This is a genomic window from Pseudoalteromonas sp. Z9A5, assembly GCF_011378875.1.
Lineage (GTDB): Bacteria > Pseudomonadota > Gammaproteobacteria > Enterobacterales > Alteromonadaceae > Pseudoalteromonas.
The window spans coordinates 20,209-46,793 of record NZ_WTLC01000010.1; the positions used below are offsets into that span (position 1 = coordinate 20,209).

A 26,585-nucleotide genomic window follows, 5' to 3' on the forward strand; every position below is an offset into this window, starting at 1 on the left:
CAATAAGATTTAAATAATAGGTGTTGAGTATTAATCAGCACCTATGTCCTCAAAATTTACTTCAGGCAAGTTTTCAAAGCTTGGTTTGGCAAATAAATACCCTTGCATAAGCTCAACACCTGCGTTTTTAAGCCATATATACTCTTCTACGGTTTCAATCCCTTCAGCCAATGGGGTTATGTTTAAATCGCGAAACATATTTAAGCAATGAGTCACTATTAATTGACGCTTTTTATCGTTGTTTATATCGCGTATGAGCGCCATATCAAGCTTAATAATATCTGTTTGAAAGTCAGCCAGTAGATTTAAACCAGAATAACCTGCACCAAAGTCATCGGTGGCGGTTTTAAATCCGAGAGACTGATAGTAATCAACAACGCGTTTAATGTGTGCGGTGTCTTCTATTTTTTCTACTTCAGTAAATTCAAACATAATATTTTGAATTGGGAAGTTATACTTTTTTGCCGCTTCTAGTGTGGTGCGTATACATCGCTCAGGTTTATAAATAGCATTAGGTAAAAAGTTAATGCTTAGCATTGATGTTATGCCCAGCTTTGAGGCTAGTTGAATGGCTTTAATACGACAAAGCTGATCAAATGCATAGCGGTTGTCTTCATTCACTTTTGAAATAATAGAATAAGCAGACTCGCCATTTAAACCTCTAACCAGTGCTTCATAGCCATAAATAAGGTTAGTTTTACAGTTTATAATTGGTTGAAAAGCCATTGAAAAATCAAATTCGAGATCGTTAGCATCAGCACAGTTATTACACGTAACTTTTTCGCAATCTTTTGATTTTTCGCTCATTTAGCTCATCCTTTAATGTTTATTTGTTTAAGGTTAGTTGAAATTAGAGCCTAACACAAACGGATTAAAGTATTGGGTTTTATGCATTGATGCATGATAAATAACTACATTTTTAGGTGGGGAGTAATGACTAATGTCATGCTATTTAATGACATTTAGCAGCTGTGCACGGTGCTTGTTAAAACAATAATAGTGGCATACATTATTTGGAGAATAAAAATGAGCAATACAATGACATTAGGCAAAAAAATTAAAACATATCTACTTATTTTAACTTTACTCACCGTTATAAATTTACTAACTTCGCCTAGTTATATATGGATAGTATGGCCAGTAATTGGGATGGGAATAGGGCTTGTAGTAAGTACTTTGAGCTGGAATAAACCTAAAAATAATTCTTTATAATAAGCAAGCCAAGTAATTACTTACTTGGCTTTTTTAGTAAGGAACTGTCTACATAGTTGAATCTAAATAGTTAAGTCTAAATAGTTAAAATGCTGATTGAAGTGTCGCATCTAGTGATATTTCGGTATTTAAGAGTTTTGATATAGGGCAGTTCTTTTTGGTTTGCTCACATAAAGCTTGAAACTGCTCATTTTGAATATCATCAATACGCGCTTTTACCTCAAGGGCAATATGCGTCACCGAAAAACCATCATCTACTTCATCAAGGCTTACAGTGGCTTTAGTATCAATTTTATCTGCGGTAAAGCCTGCATCACCTAATGCAAGTGAAAGCGCCATGCTAAAACATGCACTGTGCGCTGCACCTACTAATTCTTCAGGGTTTGAGCCTGCTTTATCTTCAAAGCGGGTATTAAAACCATAAGGTTGTTTATTAAGCGCGCCACTTTGAGTTGATATGCTACCTTTGCCTGTTTTAATGTCGCCAGACCATGTTGAACTTGCCGTTTTTTTAATCGTCATCATCTTCTCCTTGCTTGAATGTAAGCTTTTCAGACTAGATAGGCGTTATTTACAAAATAAGTCTAAATAAAAGCCTTAAAGCACTAATTACTGATGATGTTGCAAAATAGACGCCAGTTACATGAGATCTAACTACAGAAAAATTAAATCTATAAATAGTAATATTTAATTTAAAGGTATTTGGCTCCTCATGTAACTGTGTTTATTACTAAAATAAGGGAATGAATAGTTGAAGCAATAAAAAAATCACTCCTCGATTTATAGTTAATTCACCCTCAATTTTAAATGAGATATTCATTTAAACTTCTCCTGTATTTGATTATTAAAATACAGCATATAGTAGATTTAAATCAAATAAAAGCCTTTATTATCAATGATTTAGTTGACGGTTTCGTCAATTGAGTTATGTTGTTGTCATTTATAGATTTATTTAAAGGAGTAAATAAATTTTTTTTAGATGATTTGGTAGTCAATCATTTTTTCTTAAAGAAGATTTGGTTTTATTTATTACGCTTGCAACGCTCTGAGCAGTAAATAACGTTATCCCAGTCGCGTTGCCATTTTTTACGCCATGCGAAAGGTTTATTGCAAATAGGGCATATTTTTTGAGGCAAGTTTAGTTTTTTGTGCGCCATACTTACTTAGCCTTACTGTTACTTTCAGTAATACTTTTAGTGTTAGTTTTATTTTTCGCTTGGCTTGTTTTTGGTGTAATTGCAACGTGCTTTCTAAGAATTTTCCCTATGGCGCGTTTAACGTCGGCTCGCTCACGGTATTGCCATAAGCGCTCGCGTGCTTCTTTTGAGGCAGTGGTTAAATCAAGCATGGGTTCTGGGTAATCCTCTCCTAGTTTAAAGTCATTAAAGAGTGCTTCCATCGGAGTTTGCTCCCAAGGCTGATGTAAGTATTCAATGGGGAGTTTTTCAAGTTCGGGGCACCACTTTTTTATAAATGCGCCAGTTGGGTCTTGATCTTCCGACTGCTTAATTGGGTTGTAGTGCCTAATGGTATTAATGCCGGTTACTGAGGCTTGCATTTGAATTTGCGGGTAGTGAATACCTGGTTCAAAATCTAAAAAATAATTAGCTAAAGGAAAGCTTGCTTGCTGCCAGCTTATATTTAAATGATGCGTTACAAAGCTCACAAGCATCGCGCGCATTCTAAAGTTTATGTAGCCGGTGGCTTTTAAACAGCGCATGCAAGCGTCAATAATTGGAATACCGGTTTGACCTTGCGCCCAACGTTCAATATCGTTTTTCACATGTTCATCATCACGGTACGGAAATACATGATAACCCGGATTAAGGGCTAAAAATTCCATAGAGCATTCGCTCTCAAACTTTTGCATAAAGTGGCAGTGCCAATGCAAGCGCGATACAAACGCTGCTAGTGGGCGTTTCCAGCCTCTTTTATCAGGGTGTTTTGAATGATATTCATCAATTGCCATTTGATACACTTGCCTAAGGCTAATATTCCCCCACGCTAAATACGGGGAAAGCCGAGAGCAATGTGTTTGGCTTAAACTTGGGCTCGATATTCCTTTTTGATAACCTTTTCCACGCTCGGCAAAAAAACTTTGCATTACAGTTCGCGCATGCAGCGGACCGCCTTGTTGAAAGCTGTCGTGATCTTGCGTGTAGGTAGTTGGTAGCGCTGGTGCTTGGTAGTTGTTGAGGGTAATTGTTTTTATGTTTTTCCAATTAGGAACAGCAATAGGTGCTTGCATTGTTTGCTGCCAGCGCTCGTTCCAATTATTACGATTTTTTTTACCGCGAATAACCGCGCCTGTTTGCGACTCTTGCCAGTTAATGTGGTTATGCTGGCACCAAATTTTAATAGCTTTATCGCGCTCAAAGGTTTTGTTTAAGCCTATTTCTTGATGGCTATATATATTTACTATTTCAAATTGTGCCTTTAATGAATCAAGTAAGTCGCTCATGTTTAAATTAAATATATAAACGCGAGTATTAAATCGAGCTAGTTGGTTGTTTAAATCAACGATTGACTGGTATACAAAACGCCAATGCCGCTCATTGTAATGTGCGTCTTTAAGTAACAACGGCTCAAAGTTGTAAAGCAATAAGGTAGGTAGCTCATTGTTGAACGCATTTTTTAAAGGCTGATGATCGCTAAGGCGTAAATCGCGTTTAAACCAGACTATGTTTATTTTTTTGTTCATGTATCAGTACATTGTTTTAAAAGAGAAAATGAATTAGCTTAGTACTACATGTATACGTAGCTAATTAAAATTTCGATTTAGTATTTAAGTATTAATAAGGAAAGTAATGTTTTTAGATTTAACCGCAAATAAAGATCTCAATGTTTATTCGTATTTAGTTGGTAGTATTAGCCCTCGTCCAATTGCATGGGTAAGCACACTAAGTAGTGATGGTGTCGCTAATGTAGCGCCTTATTCATTTTTTACAATTGCAAGTTGTAATCCACCGGTACTGAGCGTTACTCAAGTAAATCCACGCGATAAGGCAATTAAAGACACGTTAATTAACTTATTAGCGACTAAAGAGTGCGTGATTAACATTGTAGGTCATGAGTTAGTTGAAAAAATGAATCAAAGCTGTGCTAATTATCCAAGTGATGTAAGTGAGTTTGACGCTGCAAATATAGCTAAAGTTGATAGCAAAATGGTGGCAGTTCCAAGTGTAGCTGGCTCGAAAGTACGTTACGAGTGCACGCTACGTGACGTTATTACTTTTTCAAACGAACCCGGTGGTGGGCAAATGATGCTGCTAGACATCGTTGGCATTAGTATTGACGATGAAGTGCTTGTTAATGGCTATATTGATCCTGCACATTTAGACACTGTGGGTCGAATGGGTGGTGATTACTATTCAACAACGAGAGATAAATTTACAGTAAAGCGCCCTGAGTTGTAAAAGAGAGGTATTTACCTTATTTAATGCACATTGTTTGCACTTTTAATTGTTAATGTTGTTTTATTAAACGTTAACATAAAGGTTGGATCATGAAAAAGCATTCAAAAACAAGATATTATAATTTAGGTAAAGTATTTACACTTAGTGCGCTTTGTATTGCTTTAAGTGCATGTAATAGCGATTCAAGTAGTTCAACAGAAACAGATGTGGTTGAAAATAGCGCTCCAACAGTTGATGCCGGTATTGATCAAACCGTTAATGCGGGCGATACCGTTTATTTAAGTTCAACGGTTGAAGATGACGGTGAAGTATCAGTTAGTTGGTCACAAACATCGGGCACTACCGTTAGCTTATCTTCAAATACAGCAACCTCAACTGAATTTGTTGCACCTGAAGTTTTAACCGATGAAGCACTCGTATTTGAACTCAGTGCAAATGACGGTACTAATGATGTTGTTATTGATACCGTTACGGTTACGGTAGTGGCGTCATCAGATTATGATGGTGATACCAGTGTAAAACTCTCTAGCTGGTTAATTAATAATGATACAACCTCTACTTATATACAAAACAATGGCGCAGTGGTTGAAGATGTTCAATCAGTTGAGGTTGTTACCGTTACTGAGGAAGATGCTGACGTTGAATACATGTATGTGCAAACAACTGACATTCCTAAATATGACGTAACGCTTACACAAGACCAAGTAGACACGTTAAATAATCGCCCGCGTGCAGCTACCGATTTTTATAACGGTGTAACCTCAGCAGCAGCAGGTCAAACTATTTCGTTTGGTGAAGATATTGGCTATAACAGCAGCACTGAAAACTGTGATGACACAGGCGGTGCAGGCTATTGGCCTCCAGGACCAGGTTGCCCGACAGAACAAGCTGTTGAGGCGTATTTTCCGATAACACCTACCGATTTATCTGACACTGAAACTTGTGAAACAGGTTTAGGTACAGTTGGCTTAATGGTTAATGGCACCAGTATATTTAACTGGGGCGATGGTATGAGCTACGGTAATAATATTTGGTATACATTAGCGCCAATTGCAGAGCAATACGATGTTGATGTGTGTGGCGGACATGCTGCTAACGGTGAATATCATCACCATTTTTACACTAGTTGTTTAGCTGATTTACTTGAAGATGATGGCGATGCGCATTCACCTATTTATGGGTTTGCAGCTGATGGTTATCCACTTTATGGTCCTTATGAAAGTAACGGTCAACTTGCATTAAGTGGCTGGGAAATGCGTGATTATGGCGCGTCAGAAAGTGAAGGTGGTTGTGGTACTGAAGGTGAGCGAAGCTGTACTTTAGTCGATCAATACGACGTTAGCCTAGGTACACAAACAAGCGATGCAGGTCCTGCTATTGGTGCAGAAGTGACTACGCTTTCAGGTAATACATTAAATGCTGATGACGGTTATTATTTTGAAGACTTCTACTATGCACAAAAAACAGTAACTGGTGCACAGTTAGATGAGCATAACGGACATAATACAAACGATGGCAAGGGTTATCATTACCATATAACACTAACGCTAGACAGTGATGGTAAATTACAGCCTTCTTTCCCTTATCAAATAGGGCCTCGTTTTAAAGGCCAATTAGCCGATAATTCAATTGGTCGCTGTGATACTGGCGAAACAATGGGTCCACCACCGGGAATGTAAGGAGTTACTATGCGTTATTTTAAATACGCATTGATCCTAACTACTGCTGCGCTATTGAGCTTTAAGCTCTTTGCGCAGCAGGAAATGATGGATCATAGCCATATGCCTATAGCAGTGCCAAGCGATGCGCCAACTCCGGCATTAAGTCTTAAGTTATTAAAAGATAGTATGTCGGGTTACAACTTAATATTGGATACGCAGCGTTATGATTTATCAGTGCCTCCTGAGGGCGAGATGAACATGCAACAAATGATGAGTACGACTACAAACGACAGCACCGGCTTTTTACAAGGTCATGCTCATTTGTATATTAATGGGGTTAAAATACAGCGAATTTACGGACATGCATTACATTTACCCGCTAACTTATTTAAAAGTGGTATAAATACCGTATCGGTTACTTTAAATAATCATGGTCATATGTATTGGACCGCTCAGGGCAAAAAAATAGTTGCTACATTGTATGTTAACGATCAAACCAAAGAGTTTATAACATACCGTTTTGAAAGCTTTCCTAGCAAGGTTGAAAACACGCATTAATGAAGATTCATAATAAACTTTTTCTAATACTATTTGGTTTTACTTTTAGTGTTATTACAGGACTGGTAGTACTTATACAATGGAGTATAGGGCAAGGCGTAATTGATTTTGTTAATGCAAAAGAAGTAAAAGCGCTTGAACCACTTGTTGCGCAGCTGTCAAAACAGTACGAACAAACCCCCTCGTGGAAACGTGTTGTTGGCGATGACGAAAACTTTAGAGAGCTTGTTGAATCACAACTAGAAAATAGCCAGTTTTTACCTAGGCTACCAGAAGGTCCTGGTCCTCGAGGACGAATGATGCGACGACCGCCGCAAGATCATATTGGCTTAGGGATGAGAAACCGTCCACCACCTGAAAATATTGCTCACTACGCATTACTTGATGAAAATAAACAGCGAATAATGGGTAGATACCTCAGCGATTTAAACTATATAAAAACAGCAATTATAGTTGGCGATAAAACAGTGGGTTATTTAGCCGTATCTAAAAGAGATAGTTTAGTTGATGGATATGAGCTTGATTTTTTACAGCAGCAAACTAACTACTTATGGTTTATTGCTTTAGCTGCGGTATTGCTTACATTGCTAGTTACCTTTTTATTGTCTCGCCACTTAGTTAGTCCAGTAAAGCAAATTGCTAACGGTATGCATCGCTTAACGCAAGGTAATTATGAGACTAAGCTTACACTTGAGCGAAAAGACGAGTTAGGTCAATTAAGCGAAGATTTTAATATCCTTGCATTTACACTCGCTAAAGACGAGCAAGTGCGTAAACGCTGGCTTGCCAATATTTCTCACGAGCTTAGAACGCCAATGAGTATTTTGCTCGGTGAGCTTGAAGCTATGTTACTTGGCATACGCGAACCTAATGCAAAAAACATTAACTCGGCTAACGACGAGGCATTACATTTAAAACGCTTGATTGATGATTTGCATATGCTTAATAGCGCAGAGTTAGGTGGTATGCATTACACTATGCAACCTACTGATATGGCTTTATTATTAAATACTATTGAGCAAAAATATCAGGTTATACTTGAGCAGCACAATATTAAAATTTACCTATTAAATAGCGCTAAGCATATAACGGTACAAGCAGATAAAACCCGGCTTTTACAGTTGCTTGATAATATTTTAATGAACGCGGTGCATTATGCACAATGCACCACTATTTCATTAACGGCTAACAATATAAGCATAAAAGGGCAAACCTACTTAGAGCTTATAATTGAAGATAATGGCGTAGGTGTAGAACAGTCTCATTTATCACATTTGTTTGAGTATTTATATCGAGTAGATAGCTCGCGTAATCGCCAAGAGGGTGGTTCGGGTTTAGGTTTATCTATTTGCCAGCATATAGTTAAAGGGCATAAAGGTGAAATAGCCGCTGAAAAAGCCACTTTAGGCGGTCTTGCTATTATCATTAGGCTACCAACTATTTAGCTTTAGTTGATTAATATAAAAAATACGTAACTTGAACTTTGTTTGATATAGTATTTTTATCCTAAGTTTGGATTACTAATAACAGAGAACTCTATGAGCGAACAAATACTGATTGTAGAAGATGAAGTAAAGCTGGCTAACTTAATGAGTGACTTTTTAAGCAGCCATCATTTTGTTACTCATCAAATACATCACGGAAATGAAGTATTACCTTGGCTTGAAATTAACAGACCCAGCGTAATTTTGCTCGATATAATGTTACCTGGTCAAAGTGGTATTGAATTGTGTAAAGCAATTAGGCGGTTTTCTAATGTACCTATTATTATGGTTTCGGCGAAAGTAGAAGAAATTGACCGCTTGCTTGGCTTAGAGCTCGGTGCAGATGATTATATTTGCAAACCATTTAGTTATGCCGAGCTGGTGGCTCGTGTAAAAGCTATTTTAAGACGTCTCAATAGCGAAGAGCCAAAAGCAACGGTTATGCAACTTGACGAAAGTACCTACACTGTAAAATTTAAAACCAGCTGTATTGAGCTTACTAACTTTGAATTTCAGTTATTTAAACCTTTGTTTAATAACCCAAACCGTATTTATTCGCGAGACAGTTTAATGGATACAATGTACGCCGATCAGCGCATTGTGAGCCACCGCACTATTGATAGTCATATAAAAAAGTTACGTAAAAAACTTGATGAGTTAACTCAAACCGACAGTGTAATTCAATCGGTTTATGGTGTGGGTTATCGCTTTGTTCATCCACAAGGGTAGTGAATAAAAACAAAGCGTTTTAAATTAGCTTATATTTTAGTTAAATTACATAAGCATGATGAGTAACTTAAGTTACTCATCGTCATCTGAGCCGCTAATGCGCGCTAATCGTTCTTGTTCTTCATCAGCTGCTGCTTGAATTTCTTCCAGTATTGCACCAACATCAGCATCTTCACTATCATCTTCAAACTCGCCGGTAAGAGTAGAGTTTGGCGTTAAGTTTGCTTCTTCAAATAATGACCACATTTCTTTAGCATATTGAGTTTGCAGCAGTTCTGGAGCAAATTCACTGTAATAGCGGCGCATATTATTTACATCACGCGTAAACATGGCTTCGGCGCTGTTATTTGCTGAAGCATTAACTGCTTGCGGTAAATCTATAATAACGGGACCTTTATCGTCCACTAATACATTAAACTCTGATAAGTCACCGTGGATAATACCAGCGCAAAGCATAAGCATGATGTAGTGCATCATTAGTTTATGTTGTTCAATAGCTTCTTGTTCGCTTAGTGTTACATGACCAAGTTGCGGTGCTACGTCGCCAGCATCATCAGACACTAACTCCATAAGTAATACACCATCAATGCAACCGTATGTTTCTGGTACACGTACACCGGCATTCGCTAAACGAGATAACGCATCAACTTCGGCATTTTGCCAAATTTCTTCTTCTAATTGACGACCATAACTCGAACGTTTACCCATAGCACGTGCTTGACGACCGCCACGTACTTTTCTGCCTTCTTGATATTGTGCTGCTTTTTTAAAGCTGCGCTTAACAGCATCTTTGTAAACTTTGGCACAACGTATGTGTTCACCACTGCGAACAACAAAAACATCGGCTTCTTTACCGCTCATTAGTCGGCTGATAACTTCATCGATTAGACCGTCATCGACGAGAGGTTGTAGGCGTTTAGGTATTTTCACAGATTGCCTGCTAAGTAGGATTGGTTATTAATCATTATTTTATCGAAAATGCTCTGTATGTGTTTATATAATTGGCTCAAGCAGTATATCAGCTTTAAAGATTAAGGGCAGTAATGCAACTAGAGCAGTTTATAAAATCTATTAAAATATATAAATAGATGAAATTATTGATTTAAGTAATAAAGTTAAAACAATGCTATTCAAATAGCAAAATAATACATGGCTATACGAATAAAAAAGTAAGATTGTTTTAAATTAGATTATTTATTTTTTATTTCCTCATTATTTGCACATTGTTTGCATTTTTAAAGAGTAATGTTTAGTTATTAACTAAACAGAAGGTTACGACCATGAAAAATTTATCATCACTTGCAGTTATCACATTATTATCGGTTGCTTTTTCAGCAAATGTTGCTGCAAAAAGTGACAGTGAACGTCCTCCAAAGCCTGATTTTTCGACTATTGATGCCGATGGTGATGGTGTAATTAGTTTTGAAGAATTTAGCGCTAAAAAGCCACCACACGGTGATGCGCAAACTATTTTTGACGAAATAGATTCAGACGGTAACGGTGAAATCACTGAACAAGAACTAAGCGATCATAAACCACCTCGCCGCGAACGCTGAAAGGATACTAAAATGATTAACAGTATTAGTGGTTCTGCGAGCTATATGCCGCAACAAAGTAGCCAAGCAGCAAAGTTAACAACAGAACAAAGTGATTTTGTAAAAGAAACGCTTTCTGAATTTGACCCTGAAAACTTAACAAGCGACGATGCACAAAGCATTCAAGCCGCTTTTGAAGAACAAGGTATTGCACCCACAAAAGAGCTAGCCGAGTTAATGGGCGAGCTTGAATTTGATGCTAAAAGTATTGGTGATGCATCTCGACCAGAAGGTCAGCGTCCACCTCCGCCGCCGCAAAATTCACTTGAGCAAGTAAATACCGATGATGTTGTTAGTTATTTAGATGAGCTTTTAGAGCAGTATTCAAGCCAGCTTAATGATGAAGATAAAGATTCTATTTTATCTGCAGTCCAAGAAAAATTCGGTTTATCGCAAGGTGATTCAATACTGAGTGTTAAAGCGTAATTATAAATCAAAAGAGTTTGATTTATGTTTTAGGTGTAAAGCCCTGCATTATTTTATTAATGCAGGGCTTTTTTATTTATACCAATGCGTATAAATTTTTGAACAGCTTAAAATTATGCGTGTATGGTTAATTTAGGCGTGTTTTTATTTTGCTGGTGCCGTCTTCTTCGGTAAATTTAAATACGAAATCTTTTTTACCGTCTTGGTTAATATCGACTAGAAGAATATCTTTATTATTTTTAGGTAATGTTAACTTAAGTTTTTTACGTTTTTTATTAAGCAGTGAATCTTGCTCGCCATAATAAATATACAGTGTTTTTTTGCTGTATTTATAAACAGCATCAATTTTATTATCACCATTTATATCACCTAAGTAGAGTGGGGGATCAATATTGCCGCCGTCCATACTTATTTCAACCTCTAGGTCGAGCTCAATACTTGATTCGCTGGCAAAGGAGCCATCAGGTTGTTGTTTATAAATATTCATTTCGATATCTACATCAGTACTACCGCCACCCATAGCCATTGAGGCAATAGTGCCAAAGCCTATATCTAAGTCCATTTTTTGCAGATCAATTAAACCATCGTTATTAAAATCTGTTTTTAATAACAGCTCACTCGGTCCCTCTGTTTCCAATAACTTAATTGGTGTATTACTAAAGCCATTTTTATTACCCAGATATAAATTATATGCCATTTTTATATCGAGTGAATCCATACCTTGTGCTGGTTTATATTGCTTGGTTATAAAGTCGAGATACCCATCATTATTAATATCAATAAGCTCTTTTATTTTTCGGGTTTCACCACTGTTTAGCTCGCCTAATTCAATATTAAAATTTACAGCGGTCATGGTTTCAGCATAACCATCTACTTTGGCATAAAGTACATTGGCGCCGTCTTTATTTAAAAAAACTAAATCATTTAGTCCATCGTGATTAAAATCGATAATAGTGGGTTTGTTATTAATATCTACTTCGAGAGTTAATCCATTGCTTGTAAATTCACCATCAAAAAGTGCTTTTTTTCCAAAAGAGTGAGCAGTAAATTCCCCCTGTTTATTTTGAGTGTACAAAATAGAGTGATTTAAGTCGGGAAGTAAAATATCACTTAATCCATCGTTATTAGCATCAAAAATAAAATTTATCTTCTCAAACTTATCCACGTGCAAATCATTAAGTACTGATTTGTAATTAAATAATAGTATTGCTTTGTCGCTGCTGGTTTTATAAACGCCATCGCTAGTTAAAATAACAGCTTGTTTATCGTCAGTGCTGGCAAGTGTTGCTACGTCAAAACCAATGGCATTGCTTGGTAAAATAAGTTCATTGCTTTGCTCGGTCAATAAGTTAACAGCCTCTAATTGCTTTAGCTTTTTATTGTAGGCAAACACCAATGCAGAGTCGGTTGTGACTAATTCATTAGTGGTTTTTATTATCATTGTTTGTGCGGATACCGCGATAGGAGCAAGTAAAATAAGTAAGCTATAACGAAGTGGCTTTAACATTCAAATTCCTTTTATACGATAGTAAAAATATCGGTTGTTATTAGATTTATGTGGCTAAGCCTACACTATAAAATATTAACCCAATGTAAGTAATTGTAAGGTTATGTGTTAACCAGTTTTTTAATGTCAATTTAATTAAGCGCATGGTTGTAACAATTAATTAAATAAAGCACTAAAGTTATTAGGGTTGAGTATGTATTTTTTGTAATTGAACTTATTATTGGGAGTGTATATTTACGTTATAAATTGGTAATTAATTTAATCGCTACAGATCTCATTTTAAAATGAAGACTTATAAAATTAAAAAATCAGCCATTGCAGCTGATTTTTTATTTAACCTGAACTTTAATAAATGATGGCGATTATTTAAAAGTCGCTGTCATTATGACGTTCAGCCATTTGCTCTTCTTCAGGTCCCCATGTGCGATTTACGCGACGACCGCGTTTTACAGCAGGGCGTTCTGATATTTGTGTAGCCCAACGTACAACGTGAGTGTATGAGGCAACATCTAAAAACTCTGCAGCATCATATAAAGCACCCAGAACTAACGATCCGTACCACGGCCAAATAGCGATATCGGCAATTGAATATTCATCACCAGCCATATATTCATTTTCGCTTAAATGACGGTTTAACACATCAAGCTGACGTTTTGTTTCCATGGTAAAACGATCAATTGGGTATTGCATTTTACTTGGTGCATAGCTATAAAAATGCCCAAAGCCACCTCCTAAATAAGGAGCCGAACCCATTTGCCAAAATAACCAATTACGGCATTCTGTTTTAGCTTTTAGATCTTTAGGTATAAGTACGTCAAATTTTTCAGCTAAATACTGCAAAATAGAACCTGATTCAAAAATACGAGTAGGTGGCGTTGTTGAATGATCCATTAACGCAGGGATTTTTGAATTAGGATTAATATCTACAAAGTCGGATCCAAATTGATCGCCATCACCAATATTTATAAGGTACGCATCGTAATCGGCATCGGTGCAGCCAAGCTGAAGAAGCTCTTCAAACATAATAGTGGCTTTTTGACCATTTGGCGTTGCAAGAGAGTAAAGTTGAAATGCGTGCTTGCCAATTGATAAGGTTTTGTCATGAGTGGCGCCAGCAATTGGGCGATTAATACTGGCAAATTTGCCACCACTTTCACTTTCCCACGTCCATACTTTTGGGGGCGTGTATTCGTTTTGATCACTCATAAATAACCTCTGTTAGATGAAATACATATAAATGCGATAATACCAATTTTATTAAAAATATGAGCATTCTATTGCATTAAATAACTCACTAACTGCATTAAAAATTATTTATATAGCACAACTATATGAATAATTTTCGCCTTGTTATTGTGCTATTTTATTTGCGCTATAATAGCTCACTTATTTAATGCTATTGATATAAGTAATAAGTGTGGTCATAAAAATTTAATTAAAGGTGTTTTTTTAATATTTAATTTATCGACCTTTTAGCTTGTCGGCTTTTGCAAGTTTGTAGCCTAAAAATAACCCACTTAAGGCACCAAACAAGTGACTTTCAAATGAAATATGAAAACGTTGTGGTAATACACCCCAAATAAAACCGCTATAAAGGACTGCTACAACCACTGCAATAATAATGGATTTTAGTGAACGCCTAACTACGCCGTAGCACAGTATAAAACCCCACAAACCATATATAACACCGCTTAAGCCAACATGGATATTACTGCGACCAAACATCCACACTAACAGCCCACCAACTAAAGCTGTAAAAATAAATACGTTATAAAAGCGTTTTACGCTGTACTGGCAAATTAGCCAGCTTAACACCACAAAAGGAATCATATTGCTGGCAAAATGCCACCAGCTGCCATGTAAAAATGGTGCACATAAAATACCAATTAAGCCTTGAATGCTACGCGGATAAATACCCAAGCCATTGAGATTAATGCCGGGAAGACTATTAATTATCTGCAAAACAAAACAAATAGTAACAACGCTAAAAATTGCAAAGCGTGTGCTGGTTAGTAATAACTGTGTGGTTGGCTTAGCTGCCATATAATCATCCTAATTGACTTTAAGAGTTGCCAGTATAGGAATTGTACTTGGTAATGAAAAGCAATTAAAAAAGCACAGCATGAAAGCTGTGCTAATTTTACTAATTAACCTGAACTCTGGCTAAGAGATTTATTACCTAAAATTCAGGTAAATAATCGCTATTAACCTAACTTAGTTAATAGTTTTTTAGCTGCTAGTTCAGAACTTGCAGGGTTTTGACCTGTAATAACTAAACCGTCTTCTAGTGCTAATACGCCCCAGTCGTCAGTTTTTTGATAATCACCACCTTTTTTAATTAGCTCGTCTTCAACTAAAAATGGCACGATATCGGTAAGTTGCACTGCAGCTTCTTCAGAGTTAGTAAAGCCGGTTACTTTTTTACCAGCTACTAATGCATTGCCGTCTGTATCTTTAACATTTAAAAATGCAGCACTTGCATGGCATACCGCAGCAACAGGCTTTTGCTCTTTAATAAAGCTTTCGATAAGCGAAATTGAATCTGTGTTATCAACTAAGTCCCATAATGGACCGTGACCGCCTGGGTAAAATACAGCGTCAAAATCGCTAGATTTCACTTCACTCAACACTTTAGTGTTTGCCATAAGTGTTTGTGCTGCGCTATCGGCGTCGTAACGTTTAGTTGCATCTGTTTGAAAATCAGAAAGTGTACTTGTCGGATCAATTGGTGGTTGACCGCCAGCTGGAGACGCTAATGTTACTTCAACGCCTGCATCAACAAATGCATAATAAGGGGCTGCAAATTCTTCTACCCAAAAACCTGTTTTTTCGCCAGTGTTACCAAGTTCTGCGTGAGATGTAAGAACCATAAGTATTTTTTTAGACATTGAATATATTCCTTCTGATGATTTGAATTAGTTTATCTTGCTTACCAACTACTATATGCACTAACAGAGCTTTAAACAACGATGATAAATTTAACTTTATTGGTTTAATAATTGATACAATAGAGGGGTTGAATTTAAAACACGCTACGGAGCACATATGAAGGTGTCGTTTGAGCAGTTAAAGAGCATGGTCGTATTTGCGCAAATTGTAGAGCAGGGCAGCTTAACCGCTGCCGCTAAACAGTTAGGGCTTACGCGAGCCGTAGCAAGTTATCATTTAAAAAAGTTAGAAACCCAGCTTGAAGTTACTTTACTAAATCGCTCAACTCGTACCATGGCGCTGACTGAGGCGGGCATTGCTTATTATGAGCGCTGTAGAATAATTACCGAACAAGCTAATGCAGCTAATCAGCAAATAGAAAATATAAAGAGTGAGCCACAAGGTTTACTTAAAATTAGCTGCCCTGTAAATGTGGGAATGCAGCTAATTGTGCCCGCAATAAATACGTTTAAGCGCCAATACCCTAAAATTCAAATAGACTTACAGCTTACTGACGATGTGGTTGATATTATTAAAAATGGGTTCGATTTTGCAATTAGGGGTGTGGCACTGAGTGACTCCAACTTGCAAGCAACCAAGCTTACTACAATGAGCACTTGTATTTGTGGCGCGCCGGATTACTTTACACATTTTGGTAAACCTAAAACACCTTTAGAATTGGCAGATCATCAATGGGTGGTTTATCAGCTAGGAAGTAAAACGTTAACACTTTCAAAAGATGGCAAAAAACACGACATTATAATGCAAGGCGGGTTAAGTACTAATAACGCAGCTGCACGTACTGCCTTTGTAGAAGCGGGGCATGGCATTGGGCGTATTCCGCTTTACGATGCGTGGCCTAAAGTACAAGCTGGGCTGCTTGAAATAATATTAGATGATTATAAAAGCAAAGATATTGAACTGTACGGAGTATTTCCGCCAGGAGCTGCAGGCTCTAAAAAGCTACGGTTATTTATTGATTACTTAAAAGCATATTTTGTAAAACAGCATACCGCCTTGGGTATGCTGAAAAGCGTTTAATTATTTTCGCTTTTAAAGCATTTATAAAGCATTTATAAAACACTTATAAAGTACGGCTAAATAATGCAACCGCTTGTTGATACATATTAATTGCAAGGGCTGCATCGTATCGCTCACCTTCATCACGCATAAAGGCATGCTGGGCATTAACTTCTTGCCATTGGTAATTAATGCCTGTGCTTACGCATTGCTGGTATATTTTAGTGCGACCTTCTTGTGGCACATGCGGGTCTTGTTTACCCCATATAAAGTGAATTTCGCCTTGTATATCAGCCATGCGTTCAAATGAGTTATTACCTGATTTTGCCGGTAATGTGTCGCTGTGAATATCAGTCGCGTATAAGCAGAAAGCCGCTTTAATTTCAGGGTTAAGCGCCGCTCTGTAAGCTAAATGCCCGCCAATACATACGCCCATAGCGCCCACTGTACCTGTGCAGTAATGCTGCTGCTTTATAAAGTCGATAATGGCTTGCGTGTCGCTATCATGATGCTCAAGTGGTTTTGCCCACTTATCTGCATTGCCTTTATCTTTACCTGCATCGTCGTAAGCAAGCACAGTGCCCATAGGATTTAACTCGTGAAATACTTCCGGTACGAACACTACAAAACCATGGCTTGCTAAAATAGCTGCGCTGCGAGCAATAGGTGCAGTTTGCTGAAAAATTTCAGAATAAAAAATAATAGCAGGGAATTGCCCTTGCGCCTGAGGGCGATAGATGGTTGTTCGCATTAAACCTGTAGGTGTTGGCAAGTCTGCGTTATGTTGTTGAATTATCATAAAAGCGCTCAGTTAAATAAAATTATATATAATGATATGGTAACTGAGCGCGATAAAATAAACGACTTTTGTTGTCGAGTATTTAAATACTTGCAGGCATTTTATTACAACTAGCGTAATAACTTACGGTAGCCGGCCAATCTGAAAATATAGCCATTACCCCTACGTCTTTTGCGAGCACATCAACGACTGTCATCATATCGCCATCGTTATCTATAACATCAGCAATAGATTGATAGTAATATCCACCGCCTTCATTAAGCGGACCTGAGCGCTCAAGGCTCCATGCAATAAGCTCTAAACCTGCTGCTTTTGCATCAATTGCGTATTGTGATGGCACGATATTATTTTCGTTATCTATTGTTAGCATCATCCAAATTGGAGGGGCTAAAATTTTAACGCCGTCAGCCACAAGTTCATCCATACCAGGTTGCCATGTTAGTGGGTTACTTGGATCAAACCCAGCTTCACTGTCGCGACCATCTAGGTATACGCTTTTATCTGAAAAGTCAGGGTTAGTGTTAATCCAGTATTTTACGTCATCAAGGTTAAACGATTGCGGATAAACTTTTGAGGCTGGCACGCCCATTTGTGTGTACTCGTCTAGCATTTTTTGCGCATATTGCTCTTGCGTCATTCCATCAAATGGCATGCTTACTTGTGGCGATTTAAGTTCTGGGGTCATTTTTACCCCCATCCCATTAAACAGTGCAATGCTTTGTTTATGGGTCATTAATGTGCCATTGGTGGCATATAAATCAGTGCGCCAATTTGGTGTACCATCCATGTAATCGGCAACGGTAGTTGCATTGGTGTTTGCACCATCCATTTTACCTTTAAGGGTTAAAAATTCCGCTAAGCTTATATCACTGGTACAGCATTTAGCTGACGCAGCAATACCATTAGTAGGGTCTGCGGGTGTAAATGGCACACTGCATTTAGCTGCAAGCTCAGGAATGGCTAAAATATTAGTTGTGGTGTGTAAGTCGCATTGAGAGTGACGACATACTAGTTCTTTATCGTTTGTAAATGTAACATCGCATTCAACAATGCCTGCGCCCATTCTGGCTGCAGCAATATAGGCTTCTTTAGTATGCTCAGGGTATTGCATTGATGCACCGCGATGACCAATAGAAAAGTCGGTACGGTAAAAAGGACCTTCACTACAAGATTCTAATTGTGTTTTTAAGTTGCTGTCGCTCATATCATCTACTAAATAATAAGGACGAGTGCCTAGTTGAATATCTGGCGCACTACCACTTGGTACCTCTACAATAATAGGCGTAGGCACTTCAACAATCTCAACTTCTGTGCTGGTAACAACCACTTCTTTTTCTACTATTTCTACATCGTCGTCGCAGCCAGCAAGTGTGGCTAACAATATACAGCTTGTAAGTAAGGTAATACGTTTCATTGTTTATCCTTAAAAAGTAAAATTTGTACTACCTTAATGATTATTAATGACAATTTAGCTACAAACGTATTAATTTACTTTTTTATTAATAACTTGATTCACTAACAAGGCGCCTAACATTATGCTAGCTCCAATACTTAACCTGACTATGTCAGCGTCTCGGTTCCAAATAAGTACATTAATAATAATACCTGCTGGGATAAGTAAGTTATTCATGACTGCCAAGGCACCTACATTTACAAGCGTTGCGCCTTTATTCCATGCAAAATAGCCAAGACCAGAGGCAATAATACCTAAATAAATAAGCACGCCCCACTGGGTAGATGTACTTGGGAGTTTGCTTGCATCACCAAATAAAACGTAGCATACAATAGCAACAATTAACGCCCCAATAAAAAACCAACCAAATATCGCTTTATCGTCAAGTGTATTATTTACCATTAAACGTTTGTAAGTAACTTGCCCTGTTGCAAAACAAATATTGGCAGCCTGTACGAGTAATAAGCCGATTAAAAAGTTGTTGTTTAAGTCCTCATAACGAATTGCAACTGCGCCAAAAACAGCAATAAGTGCAACTATAAAAAACCGTGGATTGAATTTTTTTTCAAGCGCGTCGTTTAATAAAGTAATGTAAATAGGGGTCATTACTGTAAATAACAGTACTTCGGGGACGCTTAAAAATAAAAAGGAGTGGTAGTAAAAGCTATACATAACACCAAGTTGTATAGCGCCAATCAGCATGAGCTTTAAGGCTAAAGGTTTAGGTGTTTGTTTAAACTTTAAAAATGGTAAAAATACGAGAGTTGCTAGTGCTATGCGAATTAACACACTAAACCATGCATCAACCTGACCTGCTAAATACACGCCAATTAAACTAAATGAAAATGCCCAAAGTAAAGTTACTGCAAATAAGTACCGCATAGCCGTCGTCTTTAAATAATTAATGGCAGCAGTTTATCTGTTATAAATTAATGTATAAACAATAAAAGCCCGCAAGCGGGCTTTTATAAAGCAATAATTAATAAACTAAGTTATTAATTATTCAACTAAACCACGGCGCTTAAGTAGTGCGTCGGTAGTTGGTTTTTGACCTCTAAACTCAATGTAGCTTTGCATTAAGTCGCGGCTGTTACCTTTTGATAGGATTTCTTTACGGAACTTATCACCATTTTTACGTGTTAAGCCGCCGTTATTTTCCATATGCGCAAAGGCATCTGCTGCAAACACTTCAGTCCAAAGGTACGCGTAGTAACCAGCTGAATAACCACCAGCAAATGTGTGGCTAAAAAAGTTTGATTTGTAACGCGGTGGAACAGGGTAGTAAGCAATACCGTGTTTTTCTAGCGCGTCTTGCTCAAACTTTTGAACGTCAGTAATTTTTTCATCAGAGCCAAATGAATGCCATTCCATATCAAGTAATGCCGCAGCTAAATACTCAGTAGTGCCGTAACCTTGATTGAATTTTTGCGATTCAAGTACTTTATTAAGTAAAGCTTTTGGAATTGGCTCACCTGTTTTGTAATGCTTTGCGTAGTTAGCAAGAACCGTTGGTTCAATCATCCAATCTTCATTTGCTTGCGACGGAAACTCAACAAAGTCACGTGCCGTTGCAGTACCCGCTAGGCTTGGGTATTTAACATCTGAGAATAAACCGTGTGCAGCATGACCAAATTCATGGAACATTGTAGACACTTCGTCAAACGTCATTAACGTTGGCTCGCCTGCAGCAGGTTTTGGAATGTTTTGCGCATTGTAAATAACAGGCTTAGTGCCTTTTAGACCACTTTCGCTAACATATGCGCTCATCCATGCACCGCCACGCTTACCTTCGCGTGCATATGGGTCCATATAAAATAAGCCAATAGCGCTGCCGTCAGCGTTAAATACTTCGTATGCTGTTACATCTTCATGATAAACAGGCAGGTCTTTACGTTCTTTAAACGTAATACCGTACAGCTTGTTCATCGCAAAAAATAAACCATCGTGAATAACCGATTGCATTTCAAAGTATGGTTTAACAAGTGCTGGGTCTAGGTTGTACTTTTCTGCACGTACTTTTTCAGCATAAAAAGTCCAATCCCATGGTTTAAGCTCAAAGCTTTCGCCTGAATCGTTAATTACTTTTTGGATAGCGGCTGCTTCTACTTTTGCTTTTTCAACTGCTTTTGGTGCAAGGTCATCAAGGATGCCATAAACGTTTTCAGTTGTTTGCGCCATACGCGACGTCATTACATAAGAAGCCCAATCTTTATAACCTAAAAGCTCTGCTTTTTGAGCGCGTAAGTTGGTTTCTTTAATAATGATAGGACCATTTGTTTTTGCAGCACGGTTTGCAGATGCTTTAAAAATACGCTCACGTAGATCGCGGTTTTCAAGGCTGCTTAAAATTGGCTGTTGCGTTGTATTTACCAAAGTAATCATGTAGCCGTCTTTGCCTGCTTTTTTAGCTGAAGCTGCAAGTCCTGCAATTTCACCTTCAGAAAGACCCGCTAATTCGCTTTTATCAGTAACTACAATGACGTCTTCTTTAAACGATTTTAAAATGTTTTGTGAAAACGCAGTAGATAGCTGAGCTAGCTCTGAGTTGATTTCACGCATTTTAGCTTTTTCAGCGTCGTTTAATTTAGCACCGGCGTTTACAAACTGCTTGTAGTAAAAATCAACTAGGCGTTGATCTTCAGCGTTCAATTTATCTTGGTTGTCGTAAATTGTTTGTACGCGCTTAAATAATTCACCGTTTAAGTAAATATCATCTGAGTGAGCAGATAACACAGGTGCCATTTTTTTGCTTATACGTTGGTATTCGTCATCTGAAATCAAACCAGATAAGTTATAAAAAGCAGCCGATACGCGATTTAATAGCTCCCCTGACAACTCCATTTTAACTAATGTGTTTTCAAATGTTGCAGGAGCAGGGTTATTAGCAATCGTTTTTACTTGTGCTGTGTGCTGTGCAATACCAGCGTCAAACGCTGCTTCGTAATCTTTTGTACCAAACTTATCAAACTCTGGTGCCATGTATTGTAATGGGCTTGGTTTAAATAAAACATTGTCTGCGTTCATATCTTGTATTTGAGCTGCGCTCTCTTTTGCCGTGTCTTTTGTTTCAGTTGTTGAACAGGCCGATAGTATTAGTGCACTAGCTATAGTAGTGGCGATCAGGGTTTTACGCATAATAACTCCATAGGAAAATTAGCCGAAATAGGCTTTGCGAGTCGAAAAACCCAGTTAACTTACCAAATTTTGATTTATATACAATAAAGTTTATCGGTATTAAGGGGGATTTGAACGCAAATTAGCTAATAATTAACATTAAGGTAGGTAAAAGTAGCTCTAAAAACATCCTTTGAGCTACTCTAGATATATAAAAAGGGAATAATTAGTGTATCGAGAATTTTAATTGTAGCCAAGAACAAATCTTTTTTCAGAGCCAAAGCTCGTTGGTTGCTGCTGTCCAAATTCTTTATTAATAGTAGCTAATGTTTGCTCTTGCTGGGCAAGTAAGCATAAAATTCTGTTGCGATAATCTAGGCTACTCTCAAATAAATTTAGATCTACTTGCGGTTGTAGAGTGGCTAGTCGTTGATTTAAAGTAAGTTGTGACATAGTAACCTCCAGTGCTCTTTAACTACATATATAGCACTTGTTGCAATAGTTAGTTAATAAATTGTATATAAAGTACATATTGAACTTATTAACTTCGCGTTTTAGTTATATTATGACGGTTAAACTTACCTAACACTGAACCTATTTCACTTAAAGCGATTTAATTTTAAAGCGCTCCTTGCTTGTTTGGAAAAATAAATGACGTTAGAACAAATAAACCAAATTCTTGCCTTTGTTGTATTTAGTTACAGCGATATACATATAACCGTAGCCAAAATTATTAAAATACCTTTAATACTCTTTGCCATTTGGTTTGTTGTTACGCGCATAGGTAAGTTAATAAAAAGAACCTTACTGGCAAAAAAACTAAGCCAAGATGCCGTACATTTATTTACGCGTATTTATTTTATTATTAGTATCGCTATTTTGGTTTTCACCTCACTAGAAGTGCTCAGTATTCCCGTTACTGCATTTGCATTTGTATCGGGTGCTATTGCCATTGGTGTTGGCTTTGGCGCGCAAAATATTATTAATAATTTTATTAGTGGCTGGATATTAATGTGGGAGCGCCCAATACGTATAGGTGACTTTTTAGAAGTAGGTAATGCAAAAGGTGTGGTAGAAACAATAAATACACGTTCAACACGCATTCGCCGAAACGATGGTGTACATATGCTTATACCTAACAGCCAACTACTAGAAAACACAGTAACAAACTGGACATTAATTGATGGCAATGCCCGATCATCGGTCAGTGTAGGTGTTGCCTATGGATCAGACGTATTACTTGTTAAAAAGTTAATACAACAAGTACTTGATGACCATGAATCTATATTAGTTAATCCAAAGTCGTCAGTGTTATTTGATGACTTTGCTGACAGCTCACTTGTATTTAATGCTATTTTTTGGGTATGTGCAGAGTCTGAAACAATGCTTAGAAAAGTGCGTAGTGATATTCGCTTTAGTATTTATGCTGTATTTGAAAAACATGATGTTGTTATTGCTTTTCCTCAGCGCGATATTCATATAGATGGTGAGATAGCATTTAAACGCACCAAATAAAAACGATTAATTATTTAAAATAATAAAGCTGCCACGTGTGGCTTTTTGTTTTTATGAGGGCGTTTCTGTTTTGGGTTTTTGTTATTAAAGTTAAAGTTGCTACTTTATTAGGTGTTTTTTTAGTAAGGACATATGTCCTCTATTTGGGTGTTTTATGCCTTAAGATGTATAAAAATAGGCTAACGTGTAGTTAAATGTTGCAAAAAAGTTTACTTTTTTGCACATCTTTATGCAGTAAAATTGTCACACAGTGGTATAATCTTCATCGTTCGTTCAGCCTTATAACATCGTTTTTGTACTCTCGGTAATAAGGTCCGCGCAGCATATAGCAAGACGCGAAAAATTGAACGAGCCCGCAACTTACCTTCAAGGTATTAAGTCGCGCAACACAAAAAACCGTTGAACAAGAGTGCACAAAAAAGGTTAAACCCAACATGAAAGCAATGAAAAGATCTACGTTAGCCACCCTAATCAATGCAACGTTGTTCTCTGCAGTAGCAGGTACTTCATTTTCTTCTTTAGCTGCTGAAGAAGTCGCTAAAAAAAGTAACCAACTAGAAGTTATTCAGGTAACAGCTCGTAAACGTGTAGAAAACGCTCAAGAAGTACCAGTAGCAGTATCTGCATTACAAGGCGATAACCTTGACGCGTACAGCTCTGCAGGTATGGATATTCGCTTTTTGAATGCGAAAATCCCAAGTTTATCTATTGAGTCTTCATTTGGTCGTTCATTCCCACGCTTTTATGTTCGTGGTTTAGGTAATACCGATTTCGATTTGAATGCATCACAACCTGTATCACTTGTTGTTGATGAAGTAGTTCAAGAAAATGCAATTTTAAAAGGTTTCCCAGTTTTTGATGTTGAACGCGTAGAAGTATTACGTGGACCACAGGGAACTTTATTTGGTCGTAACACGCCAGCTGGTCTTGTTAAGTTTGATTCTGTTAAACCAAGTCAAGAGTTTGATGGCTATGGCTCTGTTTCATACGGTAGCCGTGGCGCTGTTGATACAAGTGGCGCTGTAGGTGGTGCTCTTACTGACCGTTTATCTGCCCGTGTTTCATTACTATGGCAAGATAAAGACGATTACATTGATAACCAAGCTCCTGGCTTTGAAGCTAAAGATGAGCAAGGTGGTTACACTGAAAAAGCAGCGCGCGTTCAGTTTTTATACGAAGGCGATGATTTTACTGCTTTATTAAACTATCACACACGTGATTTAGATGGCTCGCCTATTGCGTTTCGTGCAAACGTAATTAAAACCGGCACCAATGATTTAGTAGATAACTTTGAAAACGATGTTGTTTTTCAAGATGCAGCATCACGTTCTACTCAACAAGTAGAATCTGAAGGTGCAAGCTTAAAGCTTGAGTGGGAACTTAAAAACCACACAATCACTTCAATTTCTGCATGGGAAAGTGCTGAAATATATTCTCGCGCTGATATCGACGGCGGTTACGGTGCAGCATTTATTGATGACGGTAACTTTCAAGGACCTGGTATAATCCCATTTGCTTCAGAAAGTGCTGATGGTATTCCAGATCATGACCAGTTAACGCAAGAGCTACGTTTATCTAGTAACTTCGATGGTGATTTAAATTATCAAGTTGGTGTATTTTACTTTGATGAAGAGCTAACAATTGAAAACTACAGCTACAATACATTTTCGTCACCTGCTGGTGAGTTAGATGGTTTTGTACGTCAACAACAAGATACAACTGCTTGGGCTGTGTTTGGCTCTGTTGATTATACTTTTACTGAAAAGCTTAAAGTAACAGCTGGTCTTCGTTATTCTGATGACGATAAAGATTTTGTAGCAAACCGTACTCTTAGCCCAATTGGTGGCGGAGCTTTACTTGTAGAACGTGATGTAAGTGATGATCATGTTAGCTGGGATTTATCTGCAAACTATAAAGTAAATGATGATGTTAACTGGTACGGTCGTGTAGCAAATAGCTTCCGCGCTCCTAGTTTACAAGGTCGTATTTTGTTTGGTGATGACGTAACAACTGCTGAATCAGAAACAGTTACTTCATACGAAACGGGTATTAAATCAGACGTGCTAGACGGTCAAGGTCGTATTAACGCAACTGTATTTTATTACACAATGGACGACCAGCAACTTACTGCTGTTGGTGGCGGTGCTAACTTTAACCGTTTAGTTAATGCTGATAAAACAACTGGTTATGGCTTTGAAATAGACAGTCAGTGGGTATTGAGCGATGAGTTTAATGCTACATTTAACTTAAGCTACAACAAGACTGAAATTAAAGATAACGATTTAGCCGTAGCTGTTTGTGCACAATGTACAGTAACTGACCCTATTAATGCTTCAGGACTTGCTGTACTTGATGGCAACAGTTTACCGCATGCTCCTGAGTGGATCTCTAACTTTACTCTTCGCTACACTAAAGAATTAGCTGATGGTAACTTCTTTGCTAGCGGTGATCTTTCTTACCGCAGTAAAATCAATATGTTCCTTTACGAATCAGTAGAATTTGAAGGTAAAGAGCTTATTGAAACGGGTCTTCGTACCGGTTACACATGGTCTGAAGGTGATTACGAATACGAAGTAGCTGCTTTTGTTCGTAACTTATTCGACGAGCAACAAGTTATTGGTGCTGTAGATTTTAATAACAATACAGGTATTGTTAACGAAGAACGCTACGTAGGCGCTGAATTTAAAGTTAGATTTTTCTAATAAGATAATTTAACTTTAAATTACATTTAATTTTAAAAGCCTGCCTTGCGCAGGCTTTTATGTTTTTATAAAGCTGGTAAAGTAGCGTTAATTAATTTAATGAGATAAGAAAATGGCTGGATTTTGGAATTACCGTGTTATTTATTGTGAAGCAACTAAAGATGAAGCTGCGCAGTATCAAATACACGAAGTAGAATATAACCTTAATGGTAAAGTAACTAACTGGTCAGAAACCGGCGCTGCACCTTTTGGTACTACGCTTGATGGGTTAAAAGATGACTCGGAACGTTTAAAAACAGCGTTTGAAAAGCCAGTACTTAAAGTTATGCGCAAAGCTCGTGGGTACGAGCTTGTTGATGTTGAAACCGGTGAAGAAGCCACAGGCGAGCCACCAGCAGGTTTGAGTGAATAACTGTAATTAAATAAAAAGGTGCTTAAGGCGCCTTTTTTATTACTTAATCTGAAT

Annotated in this window: 25 protein-coding genes and 1 pseudogene; 12 read left to right on the forward strand and 14 right to left on the reverse strand. The window is 37.6% G+C overall.

The window, feature by feature from the left end:
• Positions 1–30 precede the first annotated feature (30 nt).
• Positions 31–807, reverse strand: a complete 777-nt coding sequence (locus GQR56_RS07050) for an EAL domain-containing protein (protein WP_166109799.1) — start codon at positions 805–807, stop codon at positions 31–33.
• A gap of 231 nt (positions 808–1,038) precedes the next feature.
• Between GQR56_RS07050 and GQR56_RS07055 the strand changes: the two genes are divergently transcribed.
• Entirely contained in the window at positions 1,039–1,212 is a 174-nt protein-coding gene (locus GQR56_RS07055) for a 2TM domain-containing protein (RefSeq protein ID WP_231613090.1), read from the forward strand.
• A gap of 84 nt (positions 1,213–1,296) precedes the next feature.
• Here the strand turns inward: GQR56_RS07055 and GQR56_RS07060 are convergent, their stop codons facing one another.
• From GQR56_RS07060 to GQR56_RS07070, 3 genes are all read right to left on the reverse strand, one after another.
• A complete protein-coding gene (locus tag GQR56_RS07060; RefSeq protein ID WP_008136991.1) occupies positions 1,297–1,734 on the reverse strand; it encodes an OsmC family protein in 438 nt (145 codons plus the stop codon).
• A 500-nt stretch (positions 1,735–2,234) separates the two neighbouring features.
• Positions 2,235–2,369, reverse strand: coding sequence for a DUF2256 domain-containing protein (locus tag GQR56_RS07065; protein WP_166109805.1), 135 nt, complete (start codon positions 2,367–2,369; stop codon positions 2,235–2,237).
• A gap of 2 nt (positions 2,370–2,371) precedes the next feature.
• Positions 2,372–3,913 carry a deoxyribodipyrimidine photo-lyase gene (locus GQR56_RS07070; protein WP_166109809.1) on the reverse strand — a complete coding sequence of 514 codons (1,542 nt, stop codon included), beginning with the start codon at positions 3,911–3,913 and terminating at the stop codon, positions 2,372–2,374.
• A 106-nt stretch (positions 3,914–4,019) separates the two neighbouring features.
• Between GQR56_RS07070 and GQR56_RS07075 the strand changes: the two genes are divergently transcribed.
• The 5 genes and pseudogenes from GQR56_RS07075 to GQR56_RS07095 all read left to right on the forward strand — a co-directional run bounded on the left by GQR56_RS07075 (position 4,020) and on the right by GQR56_RS07095 (position 9,060).
• Positions 4,020–4,628 carry a flavin reductase family protein gene (locus tag GQR56_RS07075; protein WP_166109812.1) on the forward strand — a complete coding sequence of 203 codons (609 nt, stop codon included), beginning with the start codon at positions 4,020–4,022 and terminating at the stop codon, positions 4,626–4,628.
• A 99-nt stretch (positions 4,629–4,727) separates the two neighbouring features.
• Positions 4,728–6,307, forward strand: a pseudogene (locus GQR56_RS07080) (YHYH protein).
• A gap of 9 nt (positions 6,308–6,316) precedes the next feature.
• Positions 6,317–6,847, forward strand: a complete 531-nt coding sequence (locus GQR56_RS07085; protein ID WP_166109818.1) for a hypothetical protein — start codon at positions 6,317–6,319, stop codon at positions 6,845–6,847.
• Positions 6,847–8,292 (forward strand): ATP-binding protein, encoded by a 1,446-nt coding sequence (locus tag GQR56_RS07090; protein WP_166109825.1) that lies wholly within the window; start codon positions 6,847–6,849, stop codon positions 8,290–8,292. The genes GQR56_RS07085 and GQR56_RS07090 overlap by 1 nt, the downstream gene beginning before the upstream one ends.
• 93 nt (positions 8,293–8,385) lie before the next feature.
• Complete coding sequence (locus tag GQR56_RS07095) at positions 8,386–9,060, forward strand: response regulator (RefSeq protein WP_166109832.1); 675 nt, start codon at positions 8,386–8,388, stop codon at positions 9,058–9,060.
• A gap of 72 nt (positions 9,061–9,132) precedes the next feature.
• On the opposite strand, the gene GQR56_RS07100 is transcribed toward GQR56_RS07095, so the two are convergent.
• Complete coding sequence (locus GQR56_RS07100; protein WP_024610940.1) at positions 9,133–9,990, reverse strand: PA4780 family RIO1-like protein kinase; 858 nt, start codon at positions 9,988–9,990, stop codon at positions 9,133–9,135.
• A gap of 350 nt (positions 9,991–10,340) precedes the next feature.
• On the opposite strand from GQR56_RS07100, the gene GQR56_RS07105 reads away from it, so the two are divergent.
• Together GQR56_RS07105 and GQR56_RS07110 are read left to right on the forward strand one after the other, a co-directional pair.
• Positions 10,341–10,616 (forward strand): EF-hand domain-containing protein, encoded by a 276-nt coding sequence (locus tag GQR56_RS07105; RefSeq protein WP_024612250.1) that lies wholly within the window; start codon positions 10,341–10,343, stop codon positions 10,614–10,616.
• A 12-nt stretch (positions 10,617–10,628) separates the two neighbouring features.
• Positions 10,629–11,081, forward strand: a complete 453-nt coding sequence (locus tag GQR56_RS07110) for a hypothetical protein (protein WP_024612251.1) — start codon at positions 10,629–10,631, stop codon at positions 11,079–11,081.
• Positions 11,082–11,208: 127 nt separating this feature from the next.
• Here the strand turns inward: GQR56_RS07110 and GQR56_RS07115 are convergent, their stop codons facing one another.
• The 4 genes from GQR56_RS07115 to GQR56_RS07130 form a co-directional block, all read right to left on the reverse strand.
• The gene (locus GQR56_RS07115; RefSeq protein ID WP_166109838.1) at positions 11,209–12,588 is read right to left on the reverse strand and encodes a VCBS repeat-containing protein; all 1,380 of its coding nucleotides are present in this window, start codon (positions 12,586–12,588) and stop codon (positions 11,209–11,211) included.
• A gap of 366 nt (positions 12,589–12,954) precedes the next feature.
• Complete coding sequence (yghU, locus tag GQR56_RS07120) at positions 12,955–13,794, reverse strand: glutathione-dependent disulfide-bond oxidoreductase (RefSeq protein ID WP_024612253.1); 840 nt, start codon at positions 13,792–13,794, stop codon at positions 12,955–12,957.
• 255 nt (positions 13,795–14,049) lie between these two features.
• Positions 14,050–14,631: a rhomboid family intramembrane serine protease gene (locus GQR56_RS07125; RefSeq protein ID WP_166109841.1), complete on the reverse strand. Its 582-nt coding sequence runs from the start codon at positions 14,629–14,631 to the stop codon at positions 14,050–14,052.
• A 161-nt stretch (positions 14,632–14,792) separates the two neighbouring features.
• Positions 14,793–15,476: a type 1 glutamine amidotransferase domain-containing protein gene (locus tag GQR56_RS07130; RefSeq protein ID WP_166109844.1), complete on the reverse strand. Its 684-nt coding sequence runs from the start codon at positions 15,474–15,476 to the stop codon at positions 14,793–14,795.
• A 157-nt stretch (positions 15,477–15,633) separates the two neighbouring features.
• Between GQR56_RS07130 and GQR56_RS07135 the strand changes: the two genes are divergently transcribed.
• On the forward strand, positions 15,634–16,557 hold the full coding sequence (locus GQR56_RS07135) for a LysR family transcriptional regulator (protein WP_166109847.1): 924 nt from the start codon (positions 15,634–15,636) through the stop codon (positions 16,555–16,557).
• 43 nt (positions 16,558–16,600) lie between these two features.
• Here GQR56_RS07135 and GQR56_RS07140 read toward each other — a convergent pair whose 3' ends face one another.
• The 5 genes from GQR56_RS07140 to GQR56_RS07160 form a co-directional block, all read right to left on the reverse strand.
• Entirely contained in the window at positions 16,601–17,335 is a 735-nt protein-coding gene (locus tag GQR56_RS07140) for a dienelactone hydrolase family protein (protein ID WP_166109851.1), read from the reverse strand.
• A gap of 82 nt (positions 17,336–17,417) precedes the next feature.
• Positions 17,418–18,749, reverse strand: coding sequence for a glycerophosphodiester phosphodiesterase family protein (locus GQR56_RS07145; RefSeq protein WP_166109854.1), 1,332 nt, complete (start codon positions 18,747–18,749; stop codon positions 17,418–17,420).
• 69 nt (positions 18,750–18,818) lie between these two features.
• Positions 18,819–19,670: a carboxylate/amino acid/amine transporter gene (locus GQR56_RS07150; protein WP_166109857.1), complete on the reverse strand. Its 852-nt coding sequence runs from the start codon at positions 19,668–19,670 to the stop codon at positions 18,819–18,821.
• Between the two features lie 117 nt (positions 19,671–19,787).
• Complete coding sequence (locus tag GQR56_RS07155; RefSeq protein ID WP_166109860.1) at positions 19,788–21,923, reverse strand: M3 family metallopeptidase; 2,136 nt, start codon at positions 21,921–21,923, stop codon at positions 19,788–19,790.
• Positions 21,924–22,145: 222 nt separating this feature from the next.
• Positions 22,146–22,355: a hypothetical protein gene (locus GQR56_RS07160; protein WP_166109863.1), complete on the reverse strand. Its 210-nt coding sequence runs from the start codon at positions 22,353–22,355 to the stop codon at positions 22,146–22,148.
• Positions 22,356–22,553: 198 nt separating this feature from the next.
• On the opposite strand from GQR56_RS07160, the gene GQR56_RS07165 reads away from it, so the two are divergent.
• From GQR56_RS07165 to GQR56_RS07175, 3 genes are all read left to right on the forward strand, one after another.
• Complete coding sequence (locus GQR56_RS07165; RefSeq protein ID WP_024612262.1) at positions 22,554–23,417, forward strand: mechanosensitive ion channel domain-containing protein; 864 nt, start codon at positions 22,554–22,556, stop codon at positions 23,415–23,417.
• Positions 23,418–23,851: 434 nt separating this feature from the next.
• Entirely contained in the window at positions 23,852–26,119 is a 2,268-nt protein-coding gene (locus GQR56_RS07170; protein ID WP_024612263.1) for a TonB-dependent receptor, read from the forward strand.
• 112 nt (positions 26,120–26,231) lie between these two features.
• Positions 26,232–26,531, forward strand: a complete 300-nt coding sequence (locus GQR56_RS07175; protein ID WP_166109866.1) for a hypothetical protein — start codon at positions 26,232–26,234, stop codon at positions 26,529–26,531.
• Positions 26,532–26,585 lie beyond the last annotated feature (54 nt).